Annotated in this window: 22 protein-coding genes and 3 pseudogenes; 20 read left to right on the plus strand and 5 right to left on the minus strand. The window is 65.2% G+C overall.

Going from position 1 to position 23,784, the window contains the following annotated elements; all coding sequences use genetic code 11:
* Together AYJ54_RS53550 and AYJ54_RS29220 are read left to right on the plus strand one after the other, a co-directional pair.
* A pseudogene (locus AYJ54_RS53550) lies at positions 1 to 59 on the plus strand (hypothetical protein); the annotation flags it as partial.
* 24 nt (positions 60 to 83) lie between these two features.
* Positions 84 to 1,472, plus strand: a complete 1,389-nt coding sequence (locus AYJ54_RS29220) for an ATP-binding protein (protein ID WP_063704446.1) — start codon at positions 84 to 86, stop codon at positions 1,470 to 1,472.
* Between the two features lie 179 nt (positions 1,473 to 1,651).
* Here the strand turns inward: AYJ54_RS29220 and AYJ54_RS29225 are convergent, their stop codons facing one another.
* The gene (locus AYJ54_RS29225; RefSeq protein ID WP_063704448.1) at positions 1,652 to 2,182 is read right to left on the minus strand and encodes a DUF3617 domain-containing protein; all 531 of its coding nucleotides are present in this window, start codon (positions 2,180 to 2,182) and stop codon (positions 1,652 to 1,654) included.
* Between the two features lie 43 nt (positions 2,183 to 2,225).
* Positions 2,226 to 2,519 (minus strand): hypothetical protein, encoded by a 294-nt coding sequence (locus AYJ54_RS29230; protein WP_063704450.1) that lies wholly within the window; start codon positions 2,517 to 2,519, stop codon positions 2,226 to 2,228.
* 182 nt (positions 2,520 to 2,701) lie between these two features.
* Here AYJ54_RS29230 and AYJ54_RS29235 point away from each other — a divergent pair, with 182 nt between their 5' ends.
* The 4 genes from AYJ54_RS29235 to AYJ54_RS29250 all read left to right on the plus strand — a co-directional run bounded on the left by AYJ54_RS29235 (position 2,702) and on the right by AYJ54_RS29250 (position 5,626).
* Positions 2,702 to 3,169, plus strand: a complete 468-nt coding sequence (locus AYJ54_RS29235) for a hypothetical protein (protein WP_063704451.1) — start codon at positions 2,702 to 2,704, stop codon at positions 3,167 to 3,169.
* Positions 3,170 to 3,275: 106 nt separating this feature from the next.
* Entirely contained in the window at positions 3,276 to 3,977 is a 702-nt protein-coding gene (locus AYJ54_RS29240) for a ribonuclease T2 family protein (protein ID WP_063704453.1), read from the plus strand.
* A gap of 325 nt (positions 3,978 to 4,302) precedes the next feature.
* Complete coding sequence (locus AYJ54_RS29245; RefSeq protein WP_063704455.1) at positions 4,303 to 5,160, plus strand: 23S rRNA (adenine(2030)-N(6))-methyltransferase RlmJ; 858 nt, start codon at positions 4,303 to 4,305, stop codon at positions 5,158 to 5,160.
* A gap of 250 nt (positions 5,161 to 5,410) precedes the next feature.
* Positions 5,411 to 5,626, plus strand: a complete 216-nt coding sequence (locus AYJ54_RS29250; RefSeq protein WP_008544396.1) for a cold-shock protein — start codon at positions 5,411 to 5,413, stop codon at positions 5,624 to 5,626.
* A 72-nt stretch (positions 5,627 to 5,698) separates the two neighbouring features.
* Here the strand turns inward: AYJ54_RS29250 and AYJ54_RS29255 are convergent, their stop codons facing one another.
* The gene (locus AYJ54_RS29255) at positions 5,699 to 6,322 is read right to left on the minus strand and encodes an outer membrane protein (protein WP_063704457.1); all 624 of its coding nucleotides are present in this window, start codon (positions 6,320 to 6,322) and stop codon (positions 5,699 to 5,701) included.
* A 251-nt stretch (positions 6,323 to 6,573) separates the two neighbouring features.
* On the opposite strand from AYJ54_RS29255, the gene uvrC reads away from it, so the two are divergent.
* From uvrC to AYJ54_RS29290, 7 genes are all read left to right on the plus strand, one after another.
* Positions 6,574 to 8,637, plus strand: coding sequence for an excinuclease ABC subunit UvrC (gene uvrC / locus AYJ54_RS29260; protein ID WP_063704458.1), 2,064 nt, complete (start codon positions 6,574 to 6,576; stop codon positions 8,635 to 8,637).
* A gap of 95 nt (positions 8,638 to 8,732) precedes the next feature.
* Positions 8,733 to 9,350, plus strand: a complete 618-nt coding sequence (pgsA, locus tag AYJ54_RS29265) for a CDP-diacylglycerol--glycerol-3-phosphate 3-phosphatidyltransferase (RefSeq protein WP_063704460.1) — start codon at positions 8,733 to 8,735, stop codon at positions 9,348 to 9,350.
* Positions 9,347 to 9,598, plus strand: a complete 252-nt coding sequence (gene moaD, locus AYJ54_RS29270) for a molybdopterin converting factor subunit 1 (protein ID WP_063704462.1) — start codon at positions 9,347 to 9,349, stop codon at positions 9,596 to 9,598. The genes pgsA and moaD overlap by 4 nt, the downstream gene beginning before the upstream one ends.
* Before the next feature lie 186 nt (positions 9,599 to 9,784).
* Entirely contained in the window at positions 9,785 to 10,252 is a 468-nt protein-coding gene (locus tag AYJ54_RS29275) for a molybdenum cofactor biosynthesis protein MoaE (RefSeq protein WP_063704464.1), read from the plus strand.
* Positions 10,252 to 11,211, plus strand: a complete 960-nt coding sequence (gene prmB / locus AYJ54_RS29280) for a 50S ribosomal protein L3 N(5)-glutamine methyltransferase (protein WP_063704466.1) — start codon at positions 10,252 to 10,254, stop codon at positions 11,209 to 11,211. The genes AYJ54_RS29275 and prmB overlap by 1 nt, the downstream gene beginning before the upstream one ends.
* 95 nt (positions 11,212 to 11,306) lie before the next feature.
* A complete protein-coding gene (locus tag AYJ54_RS29285) occupies positions 11,307 to 11,906 on the plus strand; it encodes a phage holin family protein (protein WP_063704863.1) in 600 nt (199 codons plus the stop codon).
* Positions 11,906 to 13,036 carry a YihY/virulence factor BrkB family protein gene (locus tag AYJ54_RS29290; RefSeq protein ID WP_063704468.1) on the plus strand — a complete coding sequence of 377 codons (1,131 nt, stop codon included), beginning with the start codon at positions 11,906 to 11,908 and terminating at the stop codon, positions 13,034 to 13,036. The genes AYJ54_RS29285 and AYJ54_RS29290 overlap by 1 nt, the downstream gene beginning before the upstream one ends.
* Positions 13,037 to 13,086: 50 nt before the next feature.
* Here AYJ54_RS29290 and AYJ54_RS29295 read toward each other — a convergent pair whose 3' ends face one another.
* Positions 13,087 to 13,929 (minus strand): class I SAM-dependent methyltransferase, encoded by an 843-nt coding sequence (locus tag AYJ54_RS29295; RefSeq protein ID WP_063704470.1) that lies wholly within the window; start codon positions 13,927 to 13,929, stop codon positions 13,087 to 13,089.
* Between the two features lie 119 nt (positions 13,930 to 14,048).
* On the opposite strand from AYJ54_RS29295, the gene AYJ54_RS29300 reads away from it, so the two are divergent.
* From AYJ54_RS29300 to AYJ54_RS29310, 4 genes and pseudogenes are all read left to right on the plus strand, one after another.
* Complete coding sequence (locus AYJ54_RS29300; protein ID WP_063704472.1) at positions 14,049 to 15,611, plus strand: winged helix-turn-helix domain-containing tetratricopeptide repeat protein; 1,563 nt, start codon at positions 14,049 to 14,051, stop codon at positions 15,609 to 15,611.
* Between the two features lie 142 nt (positions 15,612 to 15,753).
* A pseudogene (locus AYJ54_RS52860) lies at positions 15,754 to 15,984 on the plus strand (EAL domain-containing protein); the annotation flags it as partial.
* Position 15,985: 1 nt separating this feature from the next.
* Positions 15,986 to 17,196: pseudogene (locus AYJ54_RS29305) on the plus strand (EAL domain-containing protein); the annotation flags it as partial.
* Between the two features lie 15 nt (positions 17,197 to 17,211).
* Complete coding sequence (locus AYJ54_RS29310; RefSeq protein WP_063704476.1) at positions 17,212 to 18,066, plus strand: TIGR01459 family HAD-type hydrolase; 855 nt, start codon at positions 17,212 to 17,214, stop codon at positions 18,064 to 18,066.
* 196 nt (positions 18,067 to 18,262) lie between these two features.
* Here AYJ54_RS29310 and AYJ54_RS29315 read toward each other — a convergent pair whose 3' ends face one another.
* Positions 18,263 to 18,658 (minus strand): response regulator, encoded by a 396-nt coding sequence (locus tag AYJ54_RS29315; protein WP_008567674.1) that lies wholly within the window; start codon positions 18,656 to 18,658, stop codon positions 18,263 to 18,265.
* 228 nt (positions 18,659 to 18,886) lie between these two features.
* Here AYJ54_RS29315 and AYJ54_RS29320 point away from each other — a divergent pair, with 228 nt between their 5' ends.
* From AYJ54_RS29320 to lspA, 3 genes are all read left to right on the plus strand, one after another.
* Complete coding sequence (locus tag AYJ54_RS29320) at positions 18,887 to 19,858, plus strand: bifunctional riboflavin kinase/FAD synthetase (RefSeq protein ID WP_063704478.1); 972 nt, start codon at positions 18,887 to 18,889, stop codon at positions 19,856 to 19,858.
* A gap of 205 nt (positions 19,859 to 20,063) precedes the next feature.
* Positions 20,064 to 23,063, plus strand: a complete 3,000-nt coding sequence (gene ileS / locus AYJ54_RS29325; protein WP_063704480.1) for an isoleucine--tRNA ligase — start codon at positions 20,064 to 20,066, stop codon at positions 23,061 to 23,063.
* A 159-nt stretch (positions 23,064 to 23,222) separates the two neighbouring features.
* Complete coding sequence (gene lspA, locus AYJ54_RS29330; protein ID WP_063704482.1) at positions 23,223 to 23,717, plus strand: signal peptidase II; 495 nt, start codon at positions 23,223 to 23,225, stop codon at positions 23,715 to 23,717.
* The last annotated feature ends 67 nt before the right edge of the window (positions 23,718 to 23,784 follow it).

Consider the following 23,784-nt stretch of genomic DNA (forward strand, 5'->3'; position numbering starts at 1 on the left):
ATCCCCTGTTCCTCCAGGCGGTGCGCGGCATCGGCTACCGGCTGGTGGCCTCGCCGTAGGTTGAGAGCAGTGAAGCGCGACCGATGAGCACGATCGATACCGGCCTGACGCTGCTGAAGAGCGCCGCCGGACGCGTCTCTGCCGCCAATGGCTGGATGGGCAACGCGTTCAAGGGCTGGATGCCGACCGGCCTCTATGCCCGCGCGCTGCTGATCATGATCGTGCCGATGGTGGTGCTGCAATCGGTCGTCGCCTTCGTGTTCATGGAGCGGCACTGGAACACGGTGACGCGCAGACTGTCCGCCGCGGTGGTGCAGGACATCGCCGCCCTGATCGACGTCTACAAGGGCTATCCCCAGGACAAGGACCGCGATCACATCCGGCGCATCGCCCAGCAACGCCTGGGCCTCGTCGTCGATTTCCTGCCCGCCGGCGACATGCCGCCGCCGGGGCCAAAGCCGTTCTTCTCGCTGCTCGACCAGACGCTCTCGGTGCAGCTCGGCCGCCAGATCGGGCGCTCCTTCTGGATCGACACGGTCGGCCGCTCCAATCTCGTCGAGATCCGCATCCAGCTCGACGACGCCGTGATGCGCGTGTTCGCACAGCGCAGCGCCGCCTATGCCTCGAACTCGGAGATCTTCCTGTTCTGGATGGTCGGCACGTCCTCGATCCTGTTGATCGTGGCCGTGCTGTTCCTGCGCAACCAGATCAAGCCGATCCTGCGGCTCGCGGATGCCGCGGAAAGCTTCGGCAAGGGCCGCGAGGCGCAGAACTTCAGGCCCAGAGGCGCACGCGAGGTGCGGCGCGCGGCCGTCGCCTTCCTCGAGATGAAGTCGCGCATCGAGCGTGCGATGGAGCAGCGCACCGCGATGCTGGCCGGCGTCAGCCACGATCTGCGCACCATCCTGACCCGCTTCAAGCTCGAGCTGGCGCTGATCGGCGACAGCCCCGAGCTGGAGGGCATGCGCAAGGACGTCGACGAGATGTCGATGATGCTTGAGGATTACCTCGCTTTTGCCCGTGGCGATTCCGGCGAGCAGGCACAGCCGACCGACATGTCACAGGCGCTCGAAGAGCTGCGCAGCGACGCCGAGCGGCATGGCCATACCGCGACCGTGACGTTCCACGGCCTGCCCGTGGTCACGGTGAAGCCGGCCTCGTTCAAGCGCTGCCTTGCCAACCTCGTCACCAATGCCGCCCGCTACGGCAAGACCATCGCCATCGCCGGCCAGCGCGATCACCGTTATTTGACCGTCACGGTCGACGATGACGGGCCTGGCATTCCCAGCCATCTGCGCGAAGAGGTGTTCAAGCCGTTCCTGCGGCTGGACAATGCGCGCAACCAGGACGAGGGCGGCACGGGCCTGGGGCTTGCGATCGCCCGCGACATCGCCCGCTCGCATGGCGGCGACATCACGCTCGGCGACAGCCCGATGGGCGGCTTGCGCGCGAGCGTGAGAATTCCGGTGTAGTCTTTCTCACCTCGCCCCGCTTGCGGGGAGAGGTCGAATTCGATCGCAGATCGAATTCGGGTGAGGGGGACTCTCCACGAGTCCAACTCTCACCGCCCCCGCGGATAGAGCCCCTCACCCCAACCCTCTCCCCGTGAGAACGGGGCGAGGGAGCGCACCGGCTGCGTGGCAACGGCCGCTTACTTCGGCAGCAGGTTCTTCAGCTTGTCGGCGTCGCGCATGTTCATCTTGAAGCCGCCGGGCATCACGATGTCGCCGGGCTTCTGATCGGGCTTGCAGGCTCCCAACCACTTGGCTTCGATCGTCGTGGTGGCATGGCGCCCGGCCGCGCCGGCCACACCGCCTTGCGCGTGCGACGAAGTTTTCACCGTGTAAGCCGAATTGAAATCGCCGGTGAATTCGGCATGCGAGGTCGTGGTCACGCCGGCGACGGTGCACTCGGAATCGTTGACATAGCCGGTCGCCGTCTTCTTGATGTCCTGCTTGGAGCAGATCTGCTTGGCCATCGGGGAGATGTTGTTGTTCATCTCCTTGTCGACGGTCTCGTCCGTGCAGTGCTGCAGGGTCATTTCCGGCATCGGCGAGCCGGCCCTGACCATCTTCAGCTCCCACAGACCGGCCTTGCGCATCGGCAGATCGTCCGCGCAGGCGGCGCCTGCCGACAACAAGAGGCAAACGGCCGAACCAAGCAAAGCAAGCTGCCGCGTCATGCGAGGTGCTCCCGGCTGTGTCGTGGCCGCTACGGGCAACGCGTCAGTAGAGCGTGCGGATCGGCCGTTCGGCGGCGTCATAGGGCACCCAGCGGCAGGAAAACGAGATGTAGCCGCCCTCATAGGCCTGCACGGCAAGGAATTTGACCACCTTGCCGTACCGCGCGCAGTGATCGACCGCGACTTGCCGCGCATCGACCTGGGTCGCCATCGAATAGGCGATGATACCGCCGGTGTCGTTGCCCTTGAACGGCGGCACCGGCAGGATGTCGGCGCGCGCCGGCTGACTAGCCAGCATTCCCAACGCAAGAAGGCCCGCGGCCGCAATGATTCGCATTCCCGTTACTCCATTTGGCTGGCGCCAGTTTACGGTGCCGGGCGGGTCATGAAAAGAACGGACGGCCTGTCCGGTGCGACCTTGCATCCAACTCGTCAGCAAGTGTTGCCGTGCTGCACTTGACCTCCTCCGGCCTTCGCGGCACCGTCCGATCCTCGCAGACCCTGCCTATCGGATTGCCCATGCGCGCCCTCTCGACCTCCCTGAAATCGCTCCGCCTTGCCGCGGGGCTCGGCCTCCTGTTCGGGGCTCTGTCGCTCGGTGAGGCTAAGGCAGCCAATCCGCTGGAGCTGAACTTCTGGCTGAATGGGCCGCGCTATGACGGCAACGTCGCTGACTGCGACAAGGCGCTGCCGACGATCGCCACCCAGTTCTGGGAGAAGGAAAGCTCGTTCTGGAATTCCCCGCTGAAAATCACAGGTTTCGCCGGCGTCCACGAGATCGCATTCCGGCCCTGGCAGTCCGACAACATTCCGCGCCGCTACTGCACGGGCGAGGCCATGCTCAATGACGGCAAGATGCGCAGGGTGCATTTCTCGATCATCGAGGACGGCGGCTTCTCCGGCGTTGGCCAGGGTGTCGAATGGTGTGTGGTCGGGCTCGACCGCAACTGGGCCTACAACCCCTCCTGCCGCGCCGCAAAGCCCTGATTCGCGCTCGCGTCGCCCGGGACACGGGCGGCCAGCGCATTTTGTTCTTGAAATGTTCTTATCGCCTGCTAGGCTCGTTTGCACAGTCTAGTTGAGGGGCGTCGCCATGGTTTATTCCAGATTGCATTCGTTCTCCCGCCTGATGATCTCGCTCACCCTCGCCGCCGGGCTGATGTCGCTTGCCGGCGGGGCGATGGCCCAGGACAAGCGGCAGAACGCGCCCGGCGAATTCGATTTCTACGTGCTGTCGCTATCCTGGTCGCCGTCCTTCTGCGAGGAGGCGGCGGAGCGCGGCCGCGGCGGTGGACGTTCCCAGATCCAGTGCGGCGGACGGCCCTATTCCTTCGTGGTGCACGGGCTGTGGCCACAATATGAGAACGGCTTTCCCGAATACTGCCAGCGGCCGGCGCCGCGGCTGAATCGCAGCATCGTCTCCTCGATGCTGGACCTGATGCCGGCACCGGGGCTGATCTTCAACGAATGGGACAAGCACGGCACCTGTTCGGGCCTGACCGACCGCAATTATTTCGAGACGATCCGCAAGGCGCGCGCGGTAATCAAGATTCCGCCCGAATATCTCGAGCTGTCACAGGCCAAGACCGTGGCGCCGGCCGAGGTGGAGGAAGCCTTCATCAAGGCCAATCCGGGCCTGAGCAATGCGGCCATTTCGGTCACCTGCAACCGGACGCGGCTCTCCGAGGTTCGCATCTGTCTCAGCAAGGACCTGCTATTCCGCGCCTGCGATGAGATCGAGCGCCGCGCCTGCCGCCGCGACCAGGTGACGATGCCGCCGATCAGGGGCGGGTAGCCTCCCCCAGATCCGTCAACGCGAGCGCAGCGCTCTCCTCTCCTGCCCCGGAAGCAGCGCAGCGCGACTTCCGCGCTGCTCTGCAGTGCCGGGGCCCATGCTGCAGGGGAATCCGTGGCCCGTGGGTCCCGGCTCTGCGCCGCAACGCTTAGGGCGTTGCAGCGCGTCCGGGACACGAGAGTAAACGATGCTGCGGCCCCATGCCCCGTCATTGCGAGCGCAGCGAAGCAATCCAGACTGCCGCCACGGATAGATTCTGGATTGCTTCGCTGCGCTCGCAATGACATTGGGGTTGGGATCGCGCAAGATAATGTAGCCCCTTCTGATGAACTACCGTCACGCCTTTCACGCCGGCAACTTTGCCGATGTCATCAAGCACATCGTGCTGGCACGTATCCTGACCTATTTGCAGGAGAAGCCGGGTGCGTTCCGCGTCATCGACACCCATGCGGGCGCCGGTCTCTACGATCTCGAGAGCGACGAGGCGCGCCGCGGCGGCGAATGGCTGACGGGGATCGCGCGGTTGATGCAGGCACGCCTCTCGAACGAGACCGCGGCGCTGACAAAGCCCTATCTCGACATCGTCCGCGCCTTCAATCCGAAAGGCGAGCTCAATACCTACCCAGGTTCGCCGCTGATCGCGCGCGGCCTTCTGCGACCGCAGGACCGCCTCGTCGCCTGCGAGCTTGAGCCGAAGGCGCGGAAAGCTCTGATCGATGTGCTTCGGCGCGACGAGCAGGCCCGCGTGGTCGATCTCGACGGCTGGGTCGCGTTGCCGGCCTTCGTACCGCCGAAGGAGCGGCGCGGGCTCGTGCTGATCGATCCGCCTTTCGAGGCAAAGGACGAGTTCGAGCGGCTGGGCGAGGCGTTCTCGAGCGCCTTCACGAAATGGCCGACCGGTATCTATGTAGTCTGGTATCCGGCGAAGAGCCGGCGTGCCACCGATACGCTGGCGCAACTTGTGGCGCGGGCCGCAGCCGCGGCAAAGCCGCCGGGAAACTGCCTGCGGCTCGAGTTCAGCGTCGCTCCGCAGGTTGACGGTGCACTCACCACTACCGGGCTCCTGATCGTCAATCCTCCCTACACGCTGCAAAGCGAGCTCAGGACGATTCTACCGGAGCTGGAGAAGCCGCTCGGCCAAGGCGGCGCGGCGCGCTTTCGCCTCGAGGTGCCGAAGCCATAAGGCTCCGGCATCCTTGGGAAAAATATGCAGGAACGGTAGTCAATCTGCAAAGAACCGTATTATGCTGTGCTCGTGACTGGCTTTACGTTCCGCTTCCGCGAATGGTTGCGGCGGAGTGAAGGCCTAAGAAAGATCCGACCGGACCAAATGGTCCGCCCAAGGATGGCCAGCTCCCGGGCTTCGTGATGTCCGGTCATGTCGTGACGTGAGTCTGCGTCGCGACGGAGCATTGCGGGGGAGGAGTTTCCCGATGGCCATGACGGGAACGGTCAAGTTTTTTAACGGCGAGCGAGGCTACGGCTTTATCAAGCCGGACGACGGCGGTCGCGATGTCTTCGTTCATATCACTGCTGTGGAACGAGCGGGATTGAAAGACCTTGCCGAAGGACAGCGTATTACATTTGAAGTCGAACCGGACAAGAAGGGAAAAGGACCCAAGGCGGTCAACCTGGTGATCCTCTCCTAGCGAGCCTGACGCAAAAAAAGTCCCGGCCGCAAGCGACCGGGAGGCTTAGTGTGCGGTATTTTCTTGTTGCTATCAGAAGTGATAGTTCACGCCTGCGCGCACAACGCTGGCGGTATAGCCGTTTGACACGCCGGTAATTGCGAACTGGCTCGTCGACAGATCGATGTAAAGATATTCGAGCTTCGCGCTCCAGTTCGGCGCGAGCCCGACTTCGGCGCCGACACCTGCGGTCCAGCCGGCAGTGGTGTGCGACTCCGTCCAGCCGAACGTCTGCCCGCGCAACTCGCCGAAGGCGAGGCCGGCGGTGCCGTAGAACAGGACGTTGCTGAAGGCATAGCCGGCGCGGCCGCGCAACGTTCCGAACCAGGGATTGGAGAACTTCCACGGCGCGAAAGTATCGTCGGCGCCGGTCGCCTGGATGTCACCCTCGACGCCGAACACCCACGGGCCGTTCTGAAAATTGTAGCCCGCCTGCACGCCGCCGACGAAGCCCGACGGCTTTGCGGGATTGTTGTCCACCGAGCCCCATTCGTAACCGATGTTGCCGCCGAGATAGGGACCGGCCCAGCTATAGGCATTGAGCGGCTGATTGACCGTATAAGGCGCGCTCTGCCCGTAATTGAGATCGGCGGCCCCTGCCGAAGCTGTCCAGCCGGCTGCAACCAACGCGGCTGCGCCCACAACGAACCTCTTCATCCCCATTCTCCAACGCAACTGCCGCAACCGGTGCGATGCGCGCGCCGCCGCGCAACGCCAAACCGCATGGTTACGGAACCAGCAACTTTTCGCGTAGGATTTATCGAGAGTTTTAAGTTAAAGGGTTGTTAAGGCCGGTTACCGCGCTCTTAACAGACTTAAGGAAGCGTTACCGGGAACTGCGCCGCGATCCTGTGCGTGCGGCATGGCCGGAACTTCAAATCGGCTCTCCCAGCGCCTAAATTTGCCCCATGGATCACGATTCCACCGACAACCCGGATACTGTGCGCGCACGCAAGGCCCGGCGGGGCGCGGCTCTGGACGCCCCGCCCGACGAGCCGGCGGCCCCGGATGTCGATCCCGCCGCCGCAAGCGGCGAGGACGACGACGACGCACGGCTGCCGGACATCCTGGAAGAGAGCGGCGCGGTCGGCGAAGGCCCGCTGGCGACTGGCCATGAGGCGATCGAGCGCGCGGTCCGGCTCGCCCCCACCTCGCCCGGCGTCTATCGCATGCTGAATGCGAACGCCGACGTGCTCTATGTCGGCAAGGCCAAGAACGTCAAAAAGCGCCTGTCCAATTACGCGCGCGTGGGTGCGCCTCAGCCGGCGCGCATCCTGCGCATGATCGCAGCCACGGTCACGGTCGAGATCGTCTCGACCACGACCGAGACGGAAGCGCTGCTGCTCGAGGCCAACCTCATCAAGCAGCTCCGGCCGCGCTTCAATGTGCAGCTTCGCGACGACAAGTCGTTTCCCTACATCCTGATCACCGGCGACCATTGGGCGCCGCAGATCCTGAAACATCGGGGCGCGCAGACCCGACCCGGGAGATATTTCGGGCCGTTCGCCTCCGCCGGCGCGGTCAACCGCACCATCACGGCCTTGCAGCGCGCCTTCCTGATCCGCTCCTGCACCGATTCGTTCTTTGAGAGCCGCACCCGGCCCTGCCTGCTCTATCAGATCCGCCGCTGCGCCGGCCCCTGCACCCGCGAGATCGATTTTACAGGCTATACGACGCTGGTGCGCGAGGCGACCGACTTCCTCTCCGGCAAGAGCCATGCGGTGAAGCAGGAGCTCGCGGCCGAGATGGAGAAGGCCTCCGGCGAGCTCGAATTCGAGCGCGCCGCGCTTTACCGCGACCGCCTCGCCGCGCTCTCGGCGATCCAGTCGCAGCAGGGCATCAATCCGCGCACGGTGGAGGAAGCCGACGTGTTCGCCATCCACCAGGAGGGCGGCTTCTCCTGCGTCGAGGTGTTCTTCTTCCGCACCGGTCAGAACTGGGGCAACCGCGCCTATTTTCCGCGCGCGGAAAAGACCTTCACGCCGGAGGAAGTGCTCGGCTCGTTCCTTGCGCAGTTCTACGACGACAAGCCGCCGCCAAAACTCATCCTGCTCTCGCACGAGATCGAGGAGAGCGAGCTGCTCGAGAGCGCGTTGTCGATCAAGGCCGGCCACAAGGTCGAGGTCATCGCGCCGAAGCGCGGCGAGAAGAAAGAGCTCATCACGCACGCGCTGACCAATGCGCGCGAGGCGCTGGGACGCAAGCTCGCCGATACCGCGACCCAGAGCCGCCTGCTCGAGGCGATGGCGTCGACGCTGAGCCTGCCGCATCCGCCGAAGCGCATCGAGGTCTACGACAACAGCCACATCCAGGGCACCAATGCGGTCGGCGCGATGATCGTCGCCGGCCCCGACGGCTTCGTGAAGAACCAGTACCGCAAGTTCAACATCAAGTCCGAAGGCCTCACGCCCGGCGACGACTACGCCATGATGCGGGAGGTGCTCCAACGCCGGTTCAAGCGTCTGCTCAGTCCGCCGGAAGAGGGTGCGGCCAAGGCGAAGGACGACGACTTCCCGCAATGGCCGGACCTCGTCATCATCGATGGCGGCCGCGGCCAGCTCAACGCCGTCCGGGAGATCTTCGAGAGCCTCGGTCTCACCCAGGTCTCGCTGATGTCGGTCGCCAAGGGACCGGACCGGGATGCCGGCCGCGAAACCCTGTTCATGCCGGACCGCGAGGCGATCAAGCTGGAGCCGCGCGATCCCGTGCTCTATTTCATCCAGCGCTTGCGGGACGAGGCCCACCGCTTCGTCATCGGCTCACACCGCAAGCTGCGCAAGAAAGACATCCGCGAGGCCGGTTTGCAGGAGATCCCGGGCATCGGCCCGTCACGTAAACGTGCCTTGTTGCATCATTTCGGAACCCTGAAGGAGATCGAACGGGCCTCGATCGCCGATCTCGGCAAGGTTCCGGGGGTGAGCGCCGAAAGCGCTCGCAGGATTTTCGAGTATTTCCATCCCCAGCCGGGGTGAACTAAAGGGGACGTGGTCATATGGTCGTCGTGTCCACGCCCCATTTGGGGAGCGGGACGGTTGACCTTCATGCCACAGCGGTATTGGTAGAACGGATGAACATCGCCACGACACGAGGGGCCACAAAGAGCTCGATGTCCCTGCCGAACATCTTGACTTATGCCCGGATCGCCGCGGTCCCGGTCGTGGTCGGGTGCATCTATGCGCAGTCGATCATGGACCAGCCGCTCTGGCTGCGCTGGGTGGCGGTCGCCATTTTCATCGCGGCGGGGGTCACCGACTACCTCGATGGCTATTATGCGCGCATCTGGAATCAGCAGTCGGCCTTCGGGCGGATGCTCGACCCGATCGCCGACAAGCTCCTGGTTGCCTCGTGCCTGCTGATCCTCGCCGCCGACGGCATCATCCACGGCTGGTCGCTGTGGGCCGCCATCGTCATCCTCTGCCGCGAGATCCTGGTGTCGGGGCTGCGCGAATATCTGGCGGCGCTGCGGGTCAGCGTGCCCGTGACCAAGCTCGCCAAGTGGAAGACCACGATCCAGCTCGTCGCAATCGGCTTCCTGCTCGCGGGCGAGGCCGGCGACCAGGTGGTGCCGGTGATCACGCAGATCGGCCTGTTGCTGCTGTGGATCTCGGCGATCTTCACGATCTACACCGGCTACGATTACTTCCGCGCCGGCATCCATCACCTCATCAAGGAGGACGAGGGATGAAGGTGAAATACTTCGCCTGGGTGCGCGAGCGGATCGGCAAGGCCGAGGAGACCATCGAGCCGCCTGCGGGCGTGCGCACCGTGGAAGAGCTGATCGCCTGGCTGTCGGGCCGGAGCGAGGCCTATGCCTATGCGTTCGAGAAGCCGAAGGTGATCCGCGCCGCGATCGACCACGCCCATGTCAGGCCGGACGCCGCGATCGCGGGCGCCCGCGAGATCGCGTTCTTTCCGCCGATGACCGGCGGCTAGGCCTATGACATTGAACAGACCAGCATGCGACGCCGCCTCACCTCTCCCCAACGGGGAGAGGTCGGATCGCGTGAGCGATCCGGGTGAGGGGGCGGAGGTCTCACGAGAGAGCGGAACCCCTCACCCGCGCCTTCGGCGCGACCTCTCCCTATGGGAGAGGTTTGGCAGCATCGACGCTGTGGCAGCATGACCGGCCCAGTCACCATCCGTATCCAAGAGGACGATTTCGACATTGCCCGCGAGATCGCAGGGCTCACGAAAGGCCGCACTGACGTCGGCGCGGTCGTCAGCTTCTCCGGTATCTGCCGCGGCGACGAGGACAGCGCCAAGATTTCGGCGCTTACGCTCGAACATTATCCGGGCATGGCGGAGGAAGAGATCAGGCGCCATGTCGACGAGGCGGTGTCGCGCTGGCCGCTGAACGGCGTCACCGTCATCCACCGCGTCGGCCGGATCACGCCCGGCGAAAACATCGTGCTGGTGGTGACCGCCTCGCAACACCGTCAGGCGGCGTTCGAGGCGGCCGAGTTTCTGATGGATTACCTGAAGACCAGCGCCCCGTTCTGGAAGAAGGAAGAGAGCGCCGGCGGCACCGGTTGGGTCGAGGCCCATGCCCGTGACGACGAGGCCGCCGCACGCTGGACCAAATCCTGATGGCAAAAGCATCCAAGAAGGCACCGCGCGGCCGCGCCGCACCGAAACGCGCGAAGGTCGCAGCCGGCGAGCTCGTGACATTGCTCGATTTCGTCCGCTATGCGGTGAGCCGCTTCGTCGAAGCGAAGCTCGCCTTCGCGCATGGCACGACCGATCCCCTGGCGGAAGCCGCCTTCCTGGTCTGCGAGGCGCTTCACCTCCACCCCGACCAGTTCGAGTTCTTTGCCAATGCCAGCATCACCGCGGCCGAGAGCAAGGTCATCCTCGATCTCATCAACAAGCGCGTCACCACGCGCAAACCGGCCGCCTATCTCGTCAACAAGATCTACATGCGCGGCCTGCCCTTCTATGTCGACGAACGCGTGATCGTTCCGCGCTCCTTCATCGGCGAGCTCTTGGAGTCGCATTTCGGCGGCGATGGTGAAGTCGGCTCGCTCGTCGACGATCCCTCAGCCGTCGGACGGGTGCTCGACCTCTGCACCGGTTCGGGATGTCTCGCGATCCTCGCCGCGCATCATTTCCCGAATGCCGTGATCGACGCCGTCGACATTTCCAAAGGCGCGCTCGAGGTTGCCGCGCGCAATGTCAGAGAGCACGGACTCGACGACCGTATCACGCTCCATCGCGGCGACCTGTTCGCGCCGCTCGGCGACGGCAGCTACGACCTGATCATCTCGAATCCGCCCTATGTCGATGCGGATGGGATGGCGGCGCTGCCGCCGGAATGCCGGGCCGAGCCGAAACTCGCCTTCGACGGTGGCCCCGATGGGCTCGACGTGGTCCGACGCATCCTGCGCGATGCTCCCAAACACCTTGCGCCGGAGGGCGGCCTGCTCTGCGAGATCGGCCGTGGCCGCGAATTGCTCGACGAGGCCTTTCCGGAACTGCCGTTGCTCTGGCTCGATACCGAGGAGTCCGAGGGCGAGGTGTTCTGGATCGCGGCCGCCGACCTCGGCTGATCCATAACGAAAGGCCCCGGCGCCTCGGCGGAACAAGTCAAACACCGCCACGTTCATCCACCACCGAAATGTCATGGCTGCCGGAGGATGTCCGCATGCTTGCGCCATCGGGCGAATTGCTGCGCGCGGGGTTGACGCTCAAGCTGAACCACCTCAGGCGCGCCACGCGGTCCTATTTGCGCGACCGCACCAGCCAGGCGACCGGTCGGGCGACGTCCTACGCCGTCGCCGCCGGGCTGTTCGCGGCGGCGGGCCTGTTCGTCATCGGAGCCTGCTTCGTCGGGCTGATGGCGCTGTTTCGTTGGGTCGAGTTTACATATGGCCTGTTCTGGGCGTTCGGGGCGGTCGGCGCTCTGCTCCTGGTGCTGGCCGCGATCTGTGCCGGCATCGCAATGACCCGGATCAAGCGTCGCCCCAAAGAGGTCGTGCCCCTCGCCAACCGCCTGCGCGTTGCGATCACCACGCCGCGGATTCCGCGCGGTACGGTCAAGGAGGCGATGAAGGAGGTCGCGACGACCATTCCCCTGGTGCCACTCGCGCCGCACGAGAGGCCCGGTGAGAGGGCTCGCGGCGGCAGGGCCTCGTCGGCTCGCAGCAACCGGTCGGTGCAGCTCGGCCTGATGCTCGCGGCCATCGGGCTGTTGGGCGTAACCGCGGCGCGTCGGAGGCGGTACAGCCATCGATCGGACGCATGATGTCCACGCGACGATCCGAGCACCTTGACAGTTGGCTTCTGGTCGCGGCCACGACTGTCCTGGTCCTGAGCGCGGAGCGGTACTTCCAGACGTCCGGCTTCATGCAATCGGAGCCGGTGCAGGACCGCCGCAAGAACGAGGCGAATTCGCCGGAGACGACTGCGGCGCGCGCGGCCGCGCAGCCCGGCCGCGGCCGCCGGTCCAAGAGCCCGTTCACGATCCCCTGGGCGGGCTGGAAGGATATCTTCTGGCGCACCTATCAGCGCATCGATGACGATCGCCTGCTCGCGACCGCAGGAGGCGTTGTCTTCTTCGGGTTGCTCGCGATCTTTCCCGCCGTGACCGCGCTGGTCTCGTCGTACGGCCTGCTCGCCGATCCCTCGACGATCAGCGCCAATCTGCAGACGCTCGCGATGATGCTGCCCGAAGGCGCGTTCCAGATCGTCGAGGACCAGGTCGCGCGCGTGGTGTCGAAAGGCAACACGGCGCTCGGCGCCACCTTCCTGTTCGGTCTTGTGCTTGCGATCTGGAGCGCCAATGCCGGCGTCAAGTCCATCTTCGACGCCCTCAACGTCGCCTATGAGGAGCGCGAGAAGCGCAGCTTCATACGGCTCAATCTGGTGTCTTTGGCCTTCACGGTCGGCGGCATCGTGGCGCTGCTGATGATGGTGGGCACCGTGGTCGCCTTCCCGCTCGCGCTCAATCATCTGGGCCTCGCCCCCGAAAGCAAGCTGATCGTTGCGCTCGCACGATGGCCGCTGTTGTTCGTGATCCTGCTGATGGCGCTTGCCGTCCTCTACCGCTTTGCTCCAAGCCGCGACGCGCCGCGCTGGGAATGGCTGAGCATCGGCGCGGTAACGGCCGCAGTGCTCTGGATCGCCGGCTCGGCGCTGTTGTCCTGGTCTCTGTCGGAATTCGCCAATTACAATGCGACCTATGGTTCGCTCGGCGCGGCGATCGGCTTGATGATGTGGATGTGGATGTCCGCCATCGTCATCATGTTCGGGGCTGAGCTGAACTCGGAGATCGAACGGCAGACGCTGCGGGATACCACCACCGGGCGGCCCAAGCCGCTCGGCAGCCGCGAGGCGGTTTCGGCGGACACGGTCGGTGCCGCCGCCCCCACTTAGTTCGGCATTGTCAGGCCGAAGGTGCCGGCCTGACCACTGCCACGCTCGATTCAGCGTTTGCTGATCACCGCCTCCAGATATTCGCTATGGACGACCACCGTGCCGTCATCGGCATGGTTGAACTCGCCGAGCAGAGCCAGAAGATCGCGCCGCAGCGCCGCCTGGTCGGTTTGGTCGAGCGCGGCGAAGGCTTTCAGCATCGGGCCATAGAACGACTTGAAAATCTCGAGCCAGTGCTCCGGCGAGCGATAGCGGAACACGAACATCCTGGGCTCGGCCGCGATCTCGGACGCCTGGCTGCCGAACATCTCTTCGAGCCGCGCCGTGGTGCCCCACAAGGCCGGCGACTTCACGCCTGCCGGCGGCGGCAAATGCTTGCCGATCGTCTTGAAGAGCTGGCCGATGAAGCCCTGCGGCGTCCAGTTGGCGAGCCCGATCTTGCCGCCGGACTTGCAGACCCGCGCCAGCTCGGACGCCGCCTTGTCCTGATCCGGCGTAAACATGACACCGAAGGTCGAAAGCACGACGTCGTAACTCGCATCCGCGAACGGCAGCGCTTCGGCGTCCGCCTCGCGGAATTCGATCATGAGATGTTCCGCCGCCGCCCGCTCGCGCCCGCGCTTGAGCAGCGCCGGCACGTAGTCGGTGGATGTGACGTCGCACCAGCGGCGCGCCGCCGCCAGCGTCGCGTTGCCGTTGCCGGCGGCGACGTCGAGCACCTTGCTGCCGGCGCGCAGGTCGAGCGCCTCGCAGAGCTGCTCACCGACGATCTGCAAGGTGGTGCCGACGACGGCATAGTCGCCAGACGACCAGGCGCCGTGCTGACGCTGCTTGACGGCGGCGAGGTCCGGCTGGGCTTCGACTTTGTTGCTGAGCGCTGCGGATGTCGACATGGCAATCTCCTGCGGTTGAAAGTGCCGGGACGATAGGGCGCATGCGGTCGGCTGGCCTTGAGAGCCTCATTATTTTACCCTGAGATCACCTTGATTTCCGAGCAGGGGCCGAGGCGAAGGTGGCGTTCCAGTTCGAGGACTTCGTGCTTGATCCCGCGCGCCGCGAATTACGGCGGGCGGGCATGCTCGTCGCGCTCGAGCCCCAGGTCTTCGATCTCCTGACCTTTCTGATCCGCAACCGCGACCGCGTGGTGACGCGGGACAATCTGCTCGACGCGATCTGGAACGGCCGCGTCGTCTCGGAGTCCACGCTCACGAGCCGGATCAACGCGGCGCGGCGCGCGGTCGGCGATTCCGGTGAGGAGCAGCGGCTGATCCGCACCGTGGCGCGCAAGGGCGTGCGGTTCGTCGGCGAGGTGACCGAAACCTCCATCGCCGCCAGTCCCGCCATCCGGGTCCGGCCGGTCGAGGCGGCGCCGGCCGGCCTGCCGCTGCCCGATCGGCCCGCGATCGCGGTGCTGCCCTTCACCAACATGAGCGGCGAGGCCGAGCAGGATTATTTCTCCGACGGCATCAGCGAGGACATCATCACCGCACTGTCGAAACTGCGCTGGTTCTTCGTCATCGCGCGCAATTCCTCCTTCATCTACAAGGGCCGGACCGTTCACCTGCGGCAGGTCGCCGAGGAGCTGGGGGTGCGCTACGTCGTCGAAGGCAGCGTCCGCAAGGGTGGTGGCCGCGTCCGCATCACGGCGCAGCTCAATGACGTTGCCACCGGCAGCCATCTCTGGGCCGAACGCTACGACCGCGAACTTGCCGACGTCTTCGGCGTGCAGGACGAGATCACGGAAGCCATCGTCGCCGCGATCGAGCCGCAGATCTATGCCGCGGAGAGTTTTCGCGCCCAGCGCAAGCCGCCCGACAGCATGGACGCCTGGGACCTCCTGATGCGCGCGCTGTCGCATTACTGGCGCGTGACGCGACAGGATCATGTCGTTGCGCAGGCCCTGCTCGAAAAGGCCATCGCGCTCGACCCGAACTACGGCAAGGCGCTCGGGCTGCTCGGCACCAGCTACATGTTCACGGCCCATATGGGCTGGATGGAGATGGACGCCGCGATGCCGGTCGCCGAACGTGCGGCGCGGGCCGCGATCGACGCCGACGGCGAGGATGCCTGGGCGCACAACGCACTCGGCCATGTCCATCTGTTCGCGCGCCGGTTCGAGGACTCGCTCGCCGAATTCGAGACCGCGCTGCGGCTCAATCCGAACTTCGCGCTGGCGCAGGGCTATTATGGCCTCGTGCTCAGCTATTGCGGCCGCTGGCAGGACGCCGACGACGCCGCGCGGCGGGCGATCCGCCTCAGCCCGCGCGACCCCTATGCCCCGGTCTATTTCGGCATCGCCGCCTATGCCCGCTTCCTCGGCGGCGACTATGAGGAGGCGATCCGGCTCGCCCAGGAGTCCTTGCGCCAGCGAAACGACTTCGTCGGCGCCCACCGGGTGCTGACCTCAGCCGCCGGCATGGCGGGGCACGCCGAGATCGCCCGCGCGGCACTCCAGGAACTTCGCCGTGCCCAGCCGAACGTCTCGCTCGCCTGGATCGCCGAGTTCATGCCGATCAAGCTCGCCGCCGATCGCGAGCGCTACTTGGAAGGCTTTCGCCGCGCCGGCCTGACTTAAGCCGCGAAGAGGCCGCTATCCCCTCGAATCAACAATGATGTTAAGCTCCTCTCGCTTGGGGGAGCAGACGGCGCGACGGGTTCGAACGGCGTCCCGTGTTTTCCCGGGTGAGGCAGTCAGCTCTTGAGGCATAACGCGCGGCATGATTCGCATTTCGACGATCTTCATCGCCATCTGCATGGTCCTGGTCGCGGCCTCGCTCGGGCTTGTGCTCTATTCGGTCGCCGGCATCAGCGGAACGGAATCCGCGATCGTGGCGCTGACCGCGCTGACCTTCCTGATCCTCTACAATGCGGTGTCGATGCGGCTGCGCGACCGCAGCGATGTCGGCGGCCAGATTGCCGACCTGTCGCGCGGCACCGCCGACCTCGCCNCCCGCCAGGTCGCGGAATTCGGGCGCCGGCTCGCGGCGGCCGAGGGGCGCATCACCTCGGCCAATTCGACCAATTCCGACCGGATCCAGTCGGTGGTCGGCGAGATCAACGAACTCGGCGGATTGGTCAAGCAACTCGCCGCAACGGTGTCGGCCCATGAGGACCTGCTGACCACCGCGCAGGCTCCCGTCCCGGTGGGAAAGCCGGAACCCGAGGCACCGATCGAATTGCTCGCGACGCCCGAAGACAGGCCGGTTGCGTCACCCCCGCTCCCGGCAGCGCCGCGGCCGGCACCGACCGCCCAGACCACCGGCGCCCGCAACCAGACCCAATTGCTGGCCACCTTGCGGAACGCGGTCGACGAGAACCGCATCGACATCTTCCTTCAGCCGATGGTGACGCTGCCGCAGCGCAAGGTGCGGTTCTACGAGGCGGTGACGCGGGTGCGCGACGAGCGTGACCAACTGATCACGGCCGAGGAGTTCATCAGCATCGCCGAAGCCTCGGGGCTGATCGGGCGCATCGACAACATGGTGATGCTGCGCTGTGTGCAGGTGTTGCGCCGGCTGATGGTGCGCAGCAAGGATGTCGGCGTGTTCTGCAACGTCGCGGCCTCCACGCTCGGCAACTCCACCACCTTCGCGCAATGCCTCGATTTCCTTGAAGCCAACCGGGCGCTGGCGCCGTCGCTGGTGCTGGAGTTCAAGCAGTCGACGTTCCGCAATCTCGGCCCGGCCGAGACCGAAAACCTCGCGGCGCTGGCCCAGCGCGGCTTCCGCTTCTCGATCGACCATGTCACGGACTTGCGGATCGAGCCGCGCGAGCTCGCCGACCGCGGCGTGCGCTTCATCAAGGTGCCGGCCGGGCTCCTGCTCGATCCGAAGCAGGCATCGGCCTCGGACATCCACCCCTCGGATCTGTCCGACCTGCTTGGCCGTTTCGGCATCGACCTGATCGCCGAGCGGATCGAGGGTGAGCGCGCGGTGCTCGATCTGCTCGACTACGACGTACGGTTCGGCCAGGGCTTCCTGTTCGCGCCACCCCGGCCATTGCGGCCGGAGGGGGCATCTGCTACCGGCGGGGCCTCGCCGAACCAGGCGCAGGACATTCAGGTATCCAATGGCACCGGCACTCCCAGCCCGGCCGCGACGTCTGCCGCGCCTCCAACACAACGCATCACCGGCAACGCGGCGCTCGCGCGCCGCATCTGATCGGCCGCTCGCGTCATGACCACCCTGCATTTCGTCGAAAGCCTGCGCGAGCTCGCGGGCGGTGTGGACGTCGTGCTCAGCGACATCTGGGGCGTGGTCCATAACGGTCTGGAATCCTTCCCCGAGGCCTGCGAGGCGCTGCACACCTATCGCAGCCGCGGCGGTACGGTGATCCTGATCACCAACGCGCCGCGCCCCGCCGACTCCGTGCAGCGGCAATTGCGCAAGCTCGGCGTCGCCGACGAGACCTATGACGCGATCGTCTCTTCCGGCGACCTGACGCGGCTCTATGTCGCCGACCATCCCGGCCGCAAGATGTTCTGGCTCGGCCCCGAGCGCGACAGCTCGATCTATCGCGGCCTCGATGCGGTGCTCGCGCCGCTGGAGGAGGCCGACTACATCGTCTGCACCGGCCTCTACGACGACGAGACCGAGACGGCGGAAGATTATCGCGGCATGATGCTGAAAGCGCGCGAGCGCAAGCTGACGCTGGTCTGCGCCAATCCCGACATCGTGGTGGAGCGCGGCGACCGCCTAATCTATTGCGCCGGCGCGATCGCCGAGCTCTATCGCGAGCTCGGCGGTGATGTGATCTTCTACGGCAAGCCGCATCGGCCGATCTATGAGCGCGCGATGGCGCTCGCGGGCGAACGCCAGGGCCACCAGATCGACCGGAAAAAGGTGCTGGCGATCGGCGATTCCGTGCGCACCGACCTCACCGGGGCGCGCGAGTTCGGCATCGACTGCCTGTTCGTCACCCGCGGCATCCATTCCGAGGAATTCGAGGGCCTCGACCAGCTCGACCCGGCTTCCGTGATGGAGCTGTTCGGCCACCCGCCGAAGGCACTGATCCGCGAACTGAAGTGGTGATTCTCTGACCGTCATTCCGGGGCGCGTCGAAGACGCGAACCCGGAATCTCGAGATTCCACATTGCGCAATTGCGTAATGTTGTTCGGTGCTGGCGCACCGCCCCGGAATGACGACCATTGGCAAAACGCAGATGCCCGGGACAAGCCCGGGCATGACGATCCAGATGGAAGATTGTTATCCGGCGAAGTGTGCGCCTTAGGCGCTCGCCATGTCCGGGAAGACCGCCTCGATCTTGGTCTTCAGCGTCGCCGCGTTGAACGGCTTGACGATGTAGTTGTTCACGCCGGCCTTCTTGGCCGCGATCACGTTCTCGGTCTTCGATTCCGCGGTGATCATGATGAAGGGCGTGGTGGCGAGGTTGGGATCCGCGCGCACTTCGCGCAGCAGGTCGTAACCCGTCATCGGCTCCATGTTCCAGTCGGAGATCACGAGCCCGTACTTCTTGCCGCGCATCTTGTTCAGCGCCGCCGAACCGTCGCTGGCATCATCGATATTCTCAAAGCCAAGCTGCTTCAGCAGATTCCTGATGATACGGATCATGGTGCTGTAGTCATCCACCACCAGAACCGGCATCGACAAATCAACCGCCATCTCGACTCCCCCAACGCATACCCAGGATTATTGCGATCGGAGCTGCCGGACTGGAGTCCCGCAGTTCCACGTTTCAAGGACTAGCATCAAGGCGTTAAACAGCGCGTTAACTGCGCATCCCGACGAAGGTCTGAAATCGCATTCAAGGCAGCCGCATCCCCCGCTTGACTTCGTCTGGCCGGTCAAGCCACGGTCCCGGCCGGTCCCGCCGGCTCGAGAATTCCCCTGATGGCCCCGCATTTTACCGTTATCCGCGACAGCACACCGGATTCCGCGATCCCGAGGGGGGCGGTGGTCGCCATGGGCAATTTCGACGGGGTCCATCTCGGCCACCAGGCGGTGATCGCAGCGGCCCTGGAGATGGGCCGGGCGCATGGCCGCCCTGCGCTGGCATTGACCTTCGAGCCGCACCCGCGCCGGTTTTTCAGCCCGAACACCCCGCAATTCCGCCTGACCGACGAGCGGGCAAAACTCCGGCTCCTGGCCGGCACCGGGCTTGCGGGCGCCGTGGTCATGACCTTCGACAAGGCCCGCGCCGGGACCAGTGCACAAGATTTCATTCACCATGACCTGATCGGCCGCCTCGGCGTCAGCGGGATCGCGGTCGGCTACGACTTCCATTTCGGCAAGGGCCGGGTCGGCTCGCCGAGCCTGCTGGTCAACGAGGCGCCCCGTCTCGGCATCGAGGTCGATGTGCAGCCGCATGTCGATATCGACGAGCGACCGGTCTCCTCCAGCGCCATCCGGATTGCGCTCGCGGAAGGGCAGCTCGATGAGGCCACCGCGATGCTCGGCGCTCCCTGGTTCGTGACCGGCGAGGTCGTCCATGGCGAGAAGCGCGGCCGCGACCTCGGCTACCCCACCGCCAACATCCGGCTGGATGCCAATTGCGGCCTGAAGCATGGCATCTATGCGGTGCGGGTCGGCCGCGGCACCGAGCGGTTCGACGGGGTGGCAAGCTTTGGCCGGCGCCCGACCTTCGACAATGGCGCGCCGCTCCTCGAAATATTCCTGTTCCACTTCAAGGGTGACCTCTACGGGCAGGTCCTCGACTGCGCCTTCATCGGCTTCATCCGCGAGGAGCTGAAATTCGACAGCCTCGACGCCCTGATCCGCCAGATGGACGACGATTCCGCCCGCGCCCGCACCATGCTGGCCGCCGCCCCGGGCGCGTTTCCGAGGCTTGGAACGCTCGATTGAGGGGGCTCTCGCCCCCTTCCCGCCCCTTTGCGCTTCCCCGGCCCGGCTGCTATGGAGGGCCCATGTTTGCGCGGCGCATCATAGGGATTAGCGGCCCGGCTTCCGTCTGAGCCTTTCGGCTCGGCGCAAGACCGGGATTTTGTCGTTTCACCCCCGCGATTCCAGTCGCCATCTGTTTCCGCGCCCCTCCGAGCCAGTCATCCTCATGTCCGAAAAGCCGCAAAAGTCCGACGCCAAAGACTATTCAAAAACCCTGTTCCTGCCCCAGACGGAATTCCCGATGCGCGCCGGCCTGCCGCAGCGCGAGCCGGAAATCCTCAAGCGCTGGTACGAGATCGGCCTCTACGAGAAGCTGCGCGAGAGGGCGAAAGGCCGCGACAAGTTCGTGCTGCACGACGGCCCGCCCTATGCCAACGGCAACATCCATATCGGCACGGCGCTGAACAAGATCCTGAAGGATCTCGTCACCAAGAGCCAGCAGATGCTCGGTTTCGATTCCAACTACGTGCCGGGCTGGGACTGTCACGGCCTGCCGATCGAGTGGAAGGTCGAGGAGGAGCACTATCGCAAGAAGGGCAAGCAGAAGCCCGACTTCCGCGACAGTGCCGCGATGATCGATTTCCGGAAAGAATGCCGCGCCTACGCGACGCACTGGCTCGGCGTGCAGCGCGAGGAGTTCAAGCGTCTCGGCGTGATCGGCGACTGGGACCATCCCTACGCCACCATGAGCTATCCGGCCGAAGCCCAGATCGCGCGCGAGCTGATGAAGTTCGCCGCCAACGGCACGCTTTATCGCGGCTCCAAGCCGGTGATGTGGAGCGTGGTCGAGAAGACCGCGCTGGCCGAGGCCGAGGTCGAGTACGAGGACTACACGTCCGAAATGGTCTGGGTGAAATTCCCGGTGACCTCGCCCGCGCATGGCGCGCTTGCCTCCGCAAGCGTCGTGATCTGGACCACCACACCCTGGACGCTGCCGGGCAACCGCGCCATCTCGTTCTCTCCGAAGATCGCCTACGGCCTTTACAAGGTGACGGATGCGCCGGCCGACAATTGGGCCAAGACGGGTGATCTCCTGATCCTCGCTGATGCGCTCGCCGAAGAGGTGTTCAAGCAGGCACGCGTGGCGTCCTATGAGAAGGTCCGCGATATTCCCGGCGACACCATGGACGCGATCGAATGCGCCCATCCGCTGAAGGGACTCGCCGGCGGCTACGAATTCACCGTGCCGCTGCTCCCCGGCGACCACGTCACCGACGACACCGGCACCGGCTTCGTGCACACCGCGCCCGGCCACGGCCGCGAGGACTTCGACGTGTGGATGGCAAATGCGCGCGACCTCGATGCGCGCGGCATCAACACGGCGATCCCCTACACCGTCGACGAGAACGGCGCCTTCACCGACCACGCCCCGGGATTTGTCGGCAAGCGCGTGATCAACGACAAGGGCGAGAAGGGCGACGCCAATGAGGCCGTGATCAAAGCGCTGGTCGAAGCCGGCAAGCTGCTCGCACGCGGCCGGCTGAAGCATCAATATCCACATTCCTGGCGGTCCAAGAAGCCGGTGATCTTCCGCAACACGCCGCAATGGTTCATCGCGATGGACAAGGACATTGCGGTAAGCGGCAAGACCAGGTCCGGCGACACGCTGCGCGCCCGCGCGCTGCACGCGATCTCGGTGACGCAGTGGGTGCCGCCGTCTGGCGAGAACCGCATCAACGGCATGATCGAGGCGCGCCCGGACTGGGTGATCTCGCGTCAGCGCGCCTGGGGCGTGCCGATCGCCGTGTTCGTGCGCGAGAAGGGTGACGGCTCCGCCGAGATCCTCCAGGACGAGGCCGTCAACGCGCGCATCGGCGAAGCCTTCGAGAAGGAAGGCGCGGATGCCTGGTACGCGCAGGGCGCACGCGAACGTTTCCTCGGCCCGCGCGCGAACGAGGACTGGCAGAAGGTCGACGACATCCTCGACGTCTGGTTCGATTCCGGCTCGACGCACGCCTTCGTGCTCGAAGACCCCGTGCACTTCCCCGGCCTCGCCGGCATCAAGCGCAAGGTCGACGGCGGCAAGGACACCGTGATGTATCTGGAGGGCTCGGACCAGCATCGCGGCTGGTTCCACTCCTCGCTGCTGGAAAGCTGCGGCACGCGTGGACGCGCGCCCTACGACATCGTGCTGACGCACGGCTTCACGCAGGACGAGCACGGCCGCAAGATGTCGAAATCGCTCGGCAACACGATCGAGCCACAAGCCGTCATCAAGGAATCCGGCGCCGACATCCTGAGGCTCTGGGTCGCTGCCTGCGACTATACCGACGACCAGCGCATCGGCCCCGAGATCCTGAAGAACACCGTCGAGACCTACCGCAAGCTGCGCAACACCGTGCGCTGGATGCTCGGCACGCTGCATCATTACAAGCCGGCCGACGCGGTCGCGCCCGCCGAGATGCCGGAGCTCGAGCGGCTGATGCTGCACGAGCTTGCGGTGCGCGCTGCGGCGATCCGCAAGGCCTACCAGGAATTCGACTACAAGACGGTGGTCGCGATCCTCTCGGCCTTCCTGAACACCGAGCTGTCCGCGTTCTATTTCGACATCCGAAAGGACACGCTCTATTGCGATCCGCCCTCCTCGCTGACGCGCAAGGCGGCGCTGACCACGATCGACCTGCTCTGCAACGCGGTCCTGAAATGGCTGGCGCCGATCCTGAGCTTTACCGCGGAGGAAGCCTGGCGGATGTACAAGCCGGATGCCGAGCCCTCGGTGCATCTGACGCTGTTCCCGGAAGGTCTGGAAAAGCTCCGCGACGACAAGCTCGCCGCGAAATGGGAGATGATCCGCAACGTTCGCCGCGTCGTCACCGGCGCGCTGGAGCTTGAGCGCGCCGCCAAGAATATCGGCTCGTCGCTGGAGGCCTCGCCGGTGATCTACGTGGCCGACCGGGACACGCTGATGACGCTGTTCGACACCGATCTCGCCGAGGTCTGCATCACCTCGAATTACGAGGTGCGCGAGGGCGAGGCGCCCGCGGCTGCGTTCCGTCTTGACGCCGTTCCCGGCGTCGCCGTCGTGGTCGAGAGGGCGGTCGGCACCAAATGCGCCCGCTCCTGGAAGATCCTGCCGACCGTCGGCGAAGATCCTGAATACCCCGACGTCACTCCGCGCGATGCCAAGGCGCTGCGCGAATGGAAGGCGCTTGGGGTGGGGGTTTAACTCCGTGTCGTCCCGGCGAAGGCCGGGACCCAACCACCGCTGTTCAACGTAGCGAAGGTCGATGACCCCAAGTCTTCCAAACAACTTCCGCCTGGGGTTATGGGTCCCGGCCTTCGCCGGGACGACGGCGGAATTCGTTGCGACAGTGGGCACCTCCGCATGACGCCACTCCGCGCCGGCATCATCTCGGCCGTGGTCACGGTCGTGCTCGACCAGGCCTCAAAGCTCTGGCTGCTGAACGTCTTCGACCTCGCTCATCGCGGCGCCGTAAGAGTGACGCCGTTCTTCGATCTGTTGCTGGCCTGGAACATCGGGATCAGCTTCGGCTGGCTCCAGAACGACAGCCAGGCGGCGCAGATCGCGCTGATGGCGGTGAAGGCCATTGCGGTGATTGCGCTGGCGATCTGGATGGCCCGGTCGCACACCCGCCTGGCCACCGTTGCGCTGGGGCTGATCATCGGCGGCGCCATCGGCAATGGCATCGACCGCCTGGCCTACGGCGCCGTGGTCGATTTCGCCCTGTTTCACATCGAGATCGGCGGAACGACCTATAATTGGTACGTTTTCAATCTGGCGGACGTGGCCATCGTTGCTGGGGTGGCGGCCCTATTGTATGATTCCTTCCTGGGGGTACCCGCCGCAAAAGCGCCCTGATCCCGGCCGATATGGCCGGGTGGTGGAACCTTGCTTGTGAGGGTCGACCGCGTGCTCACGCGGCGAT

The sequence above is a fragment of the Bradyrhizobium centrolobii genome (assembly GCF_001641635.1).
GTDB lineage: Bacteria > Pseudomonadota > Alphaproteobacteria > Rhizobiales > Xanthobacteraceae > Bradyrhizobium > Bradyrhizobium centrolobii.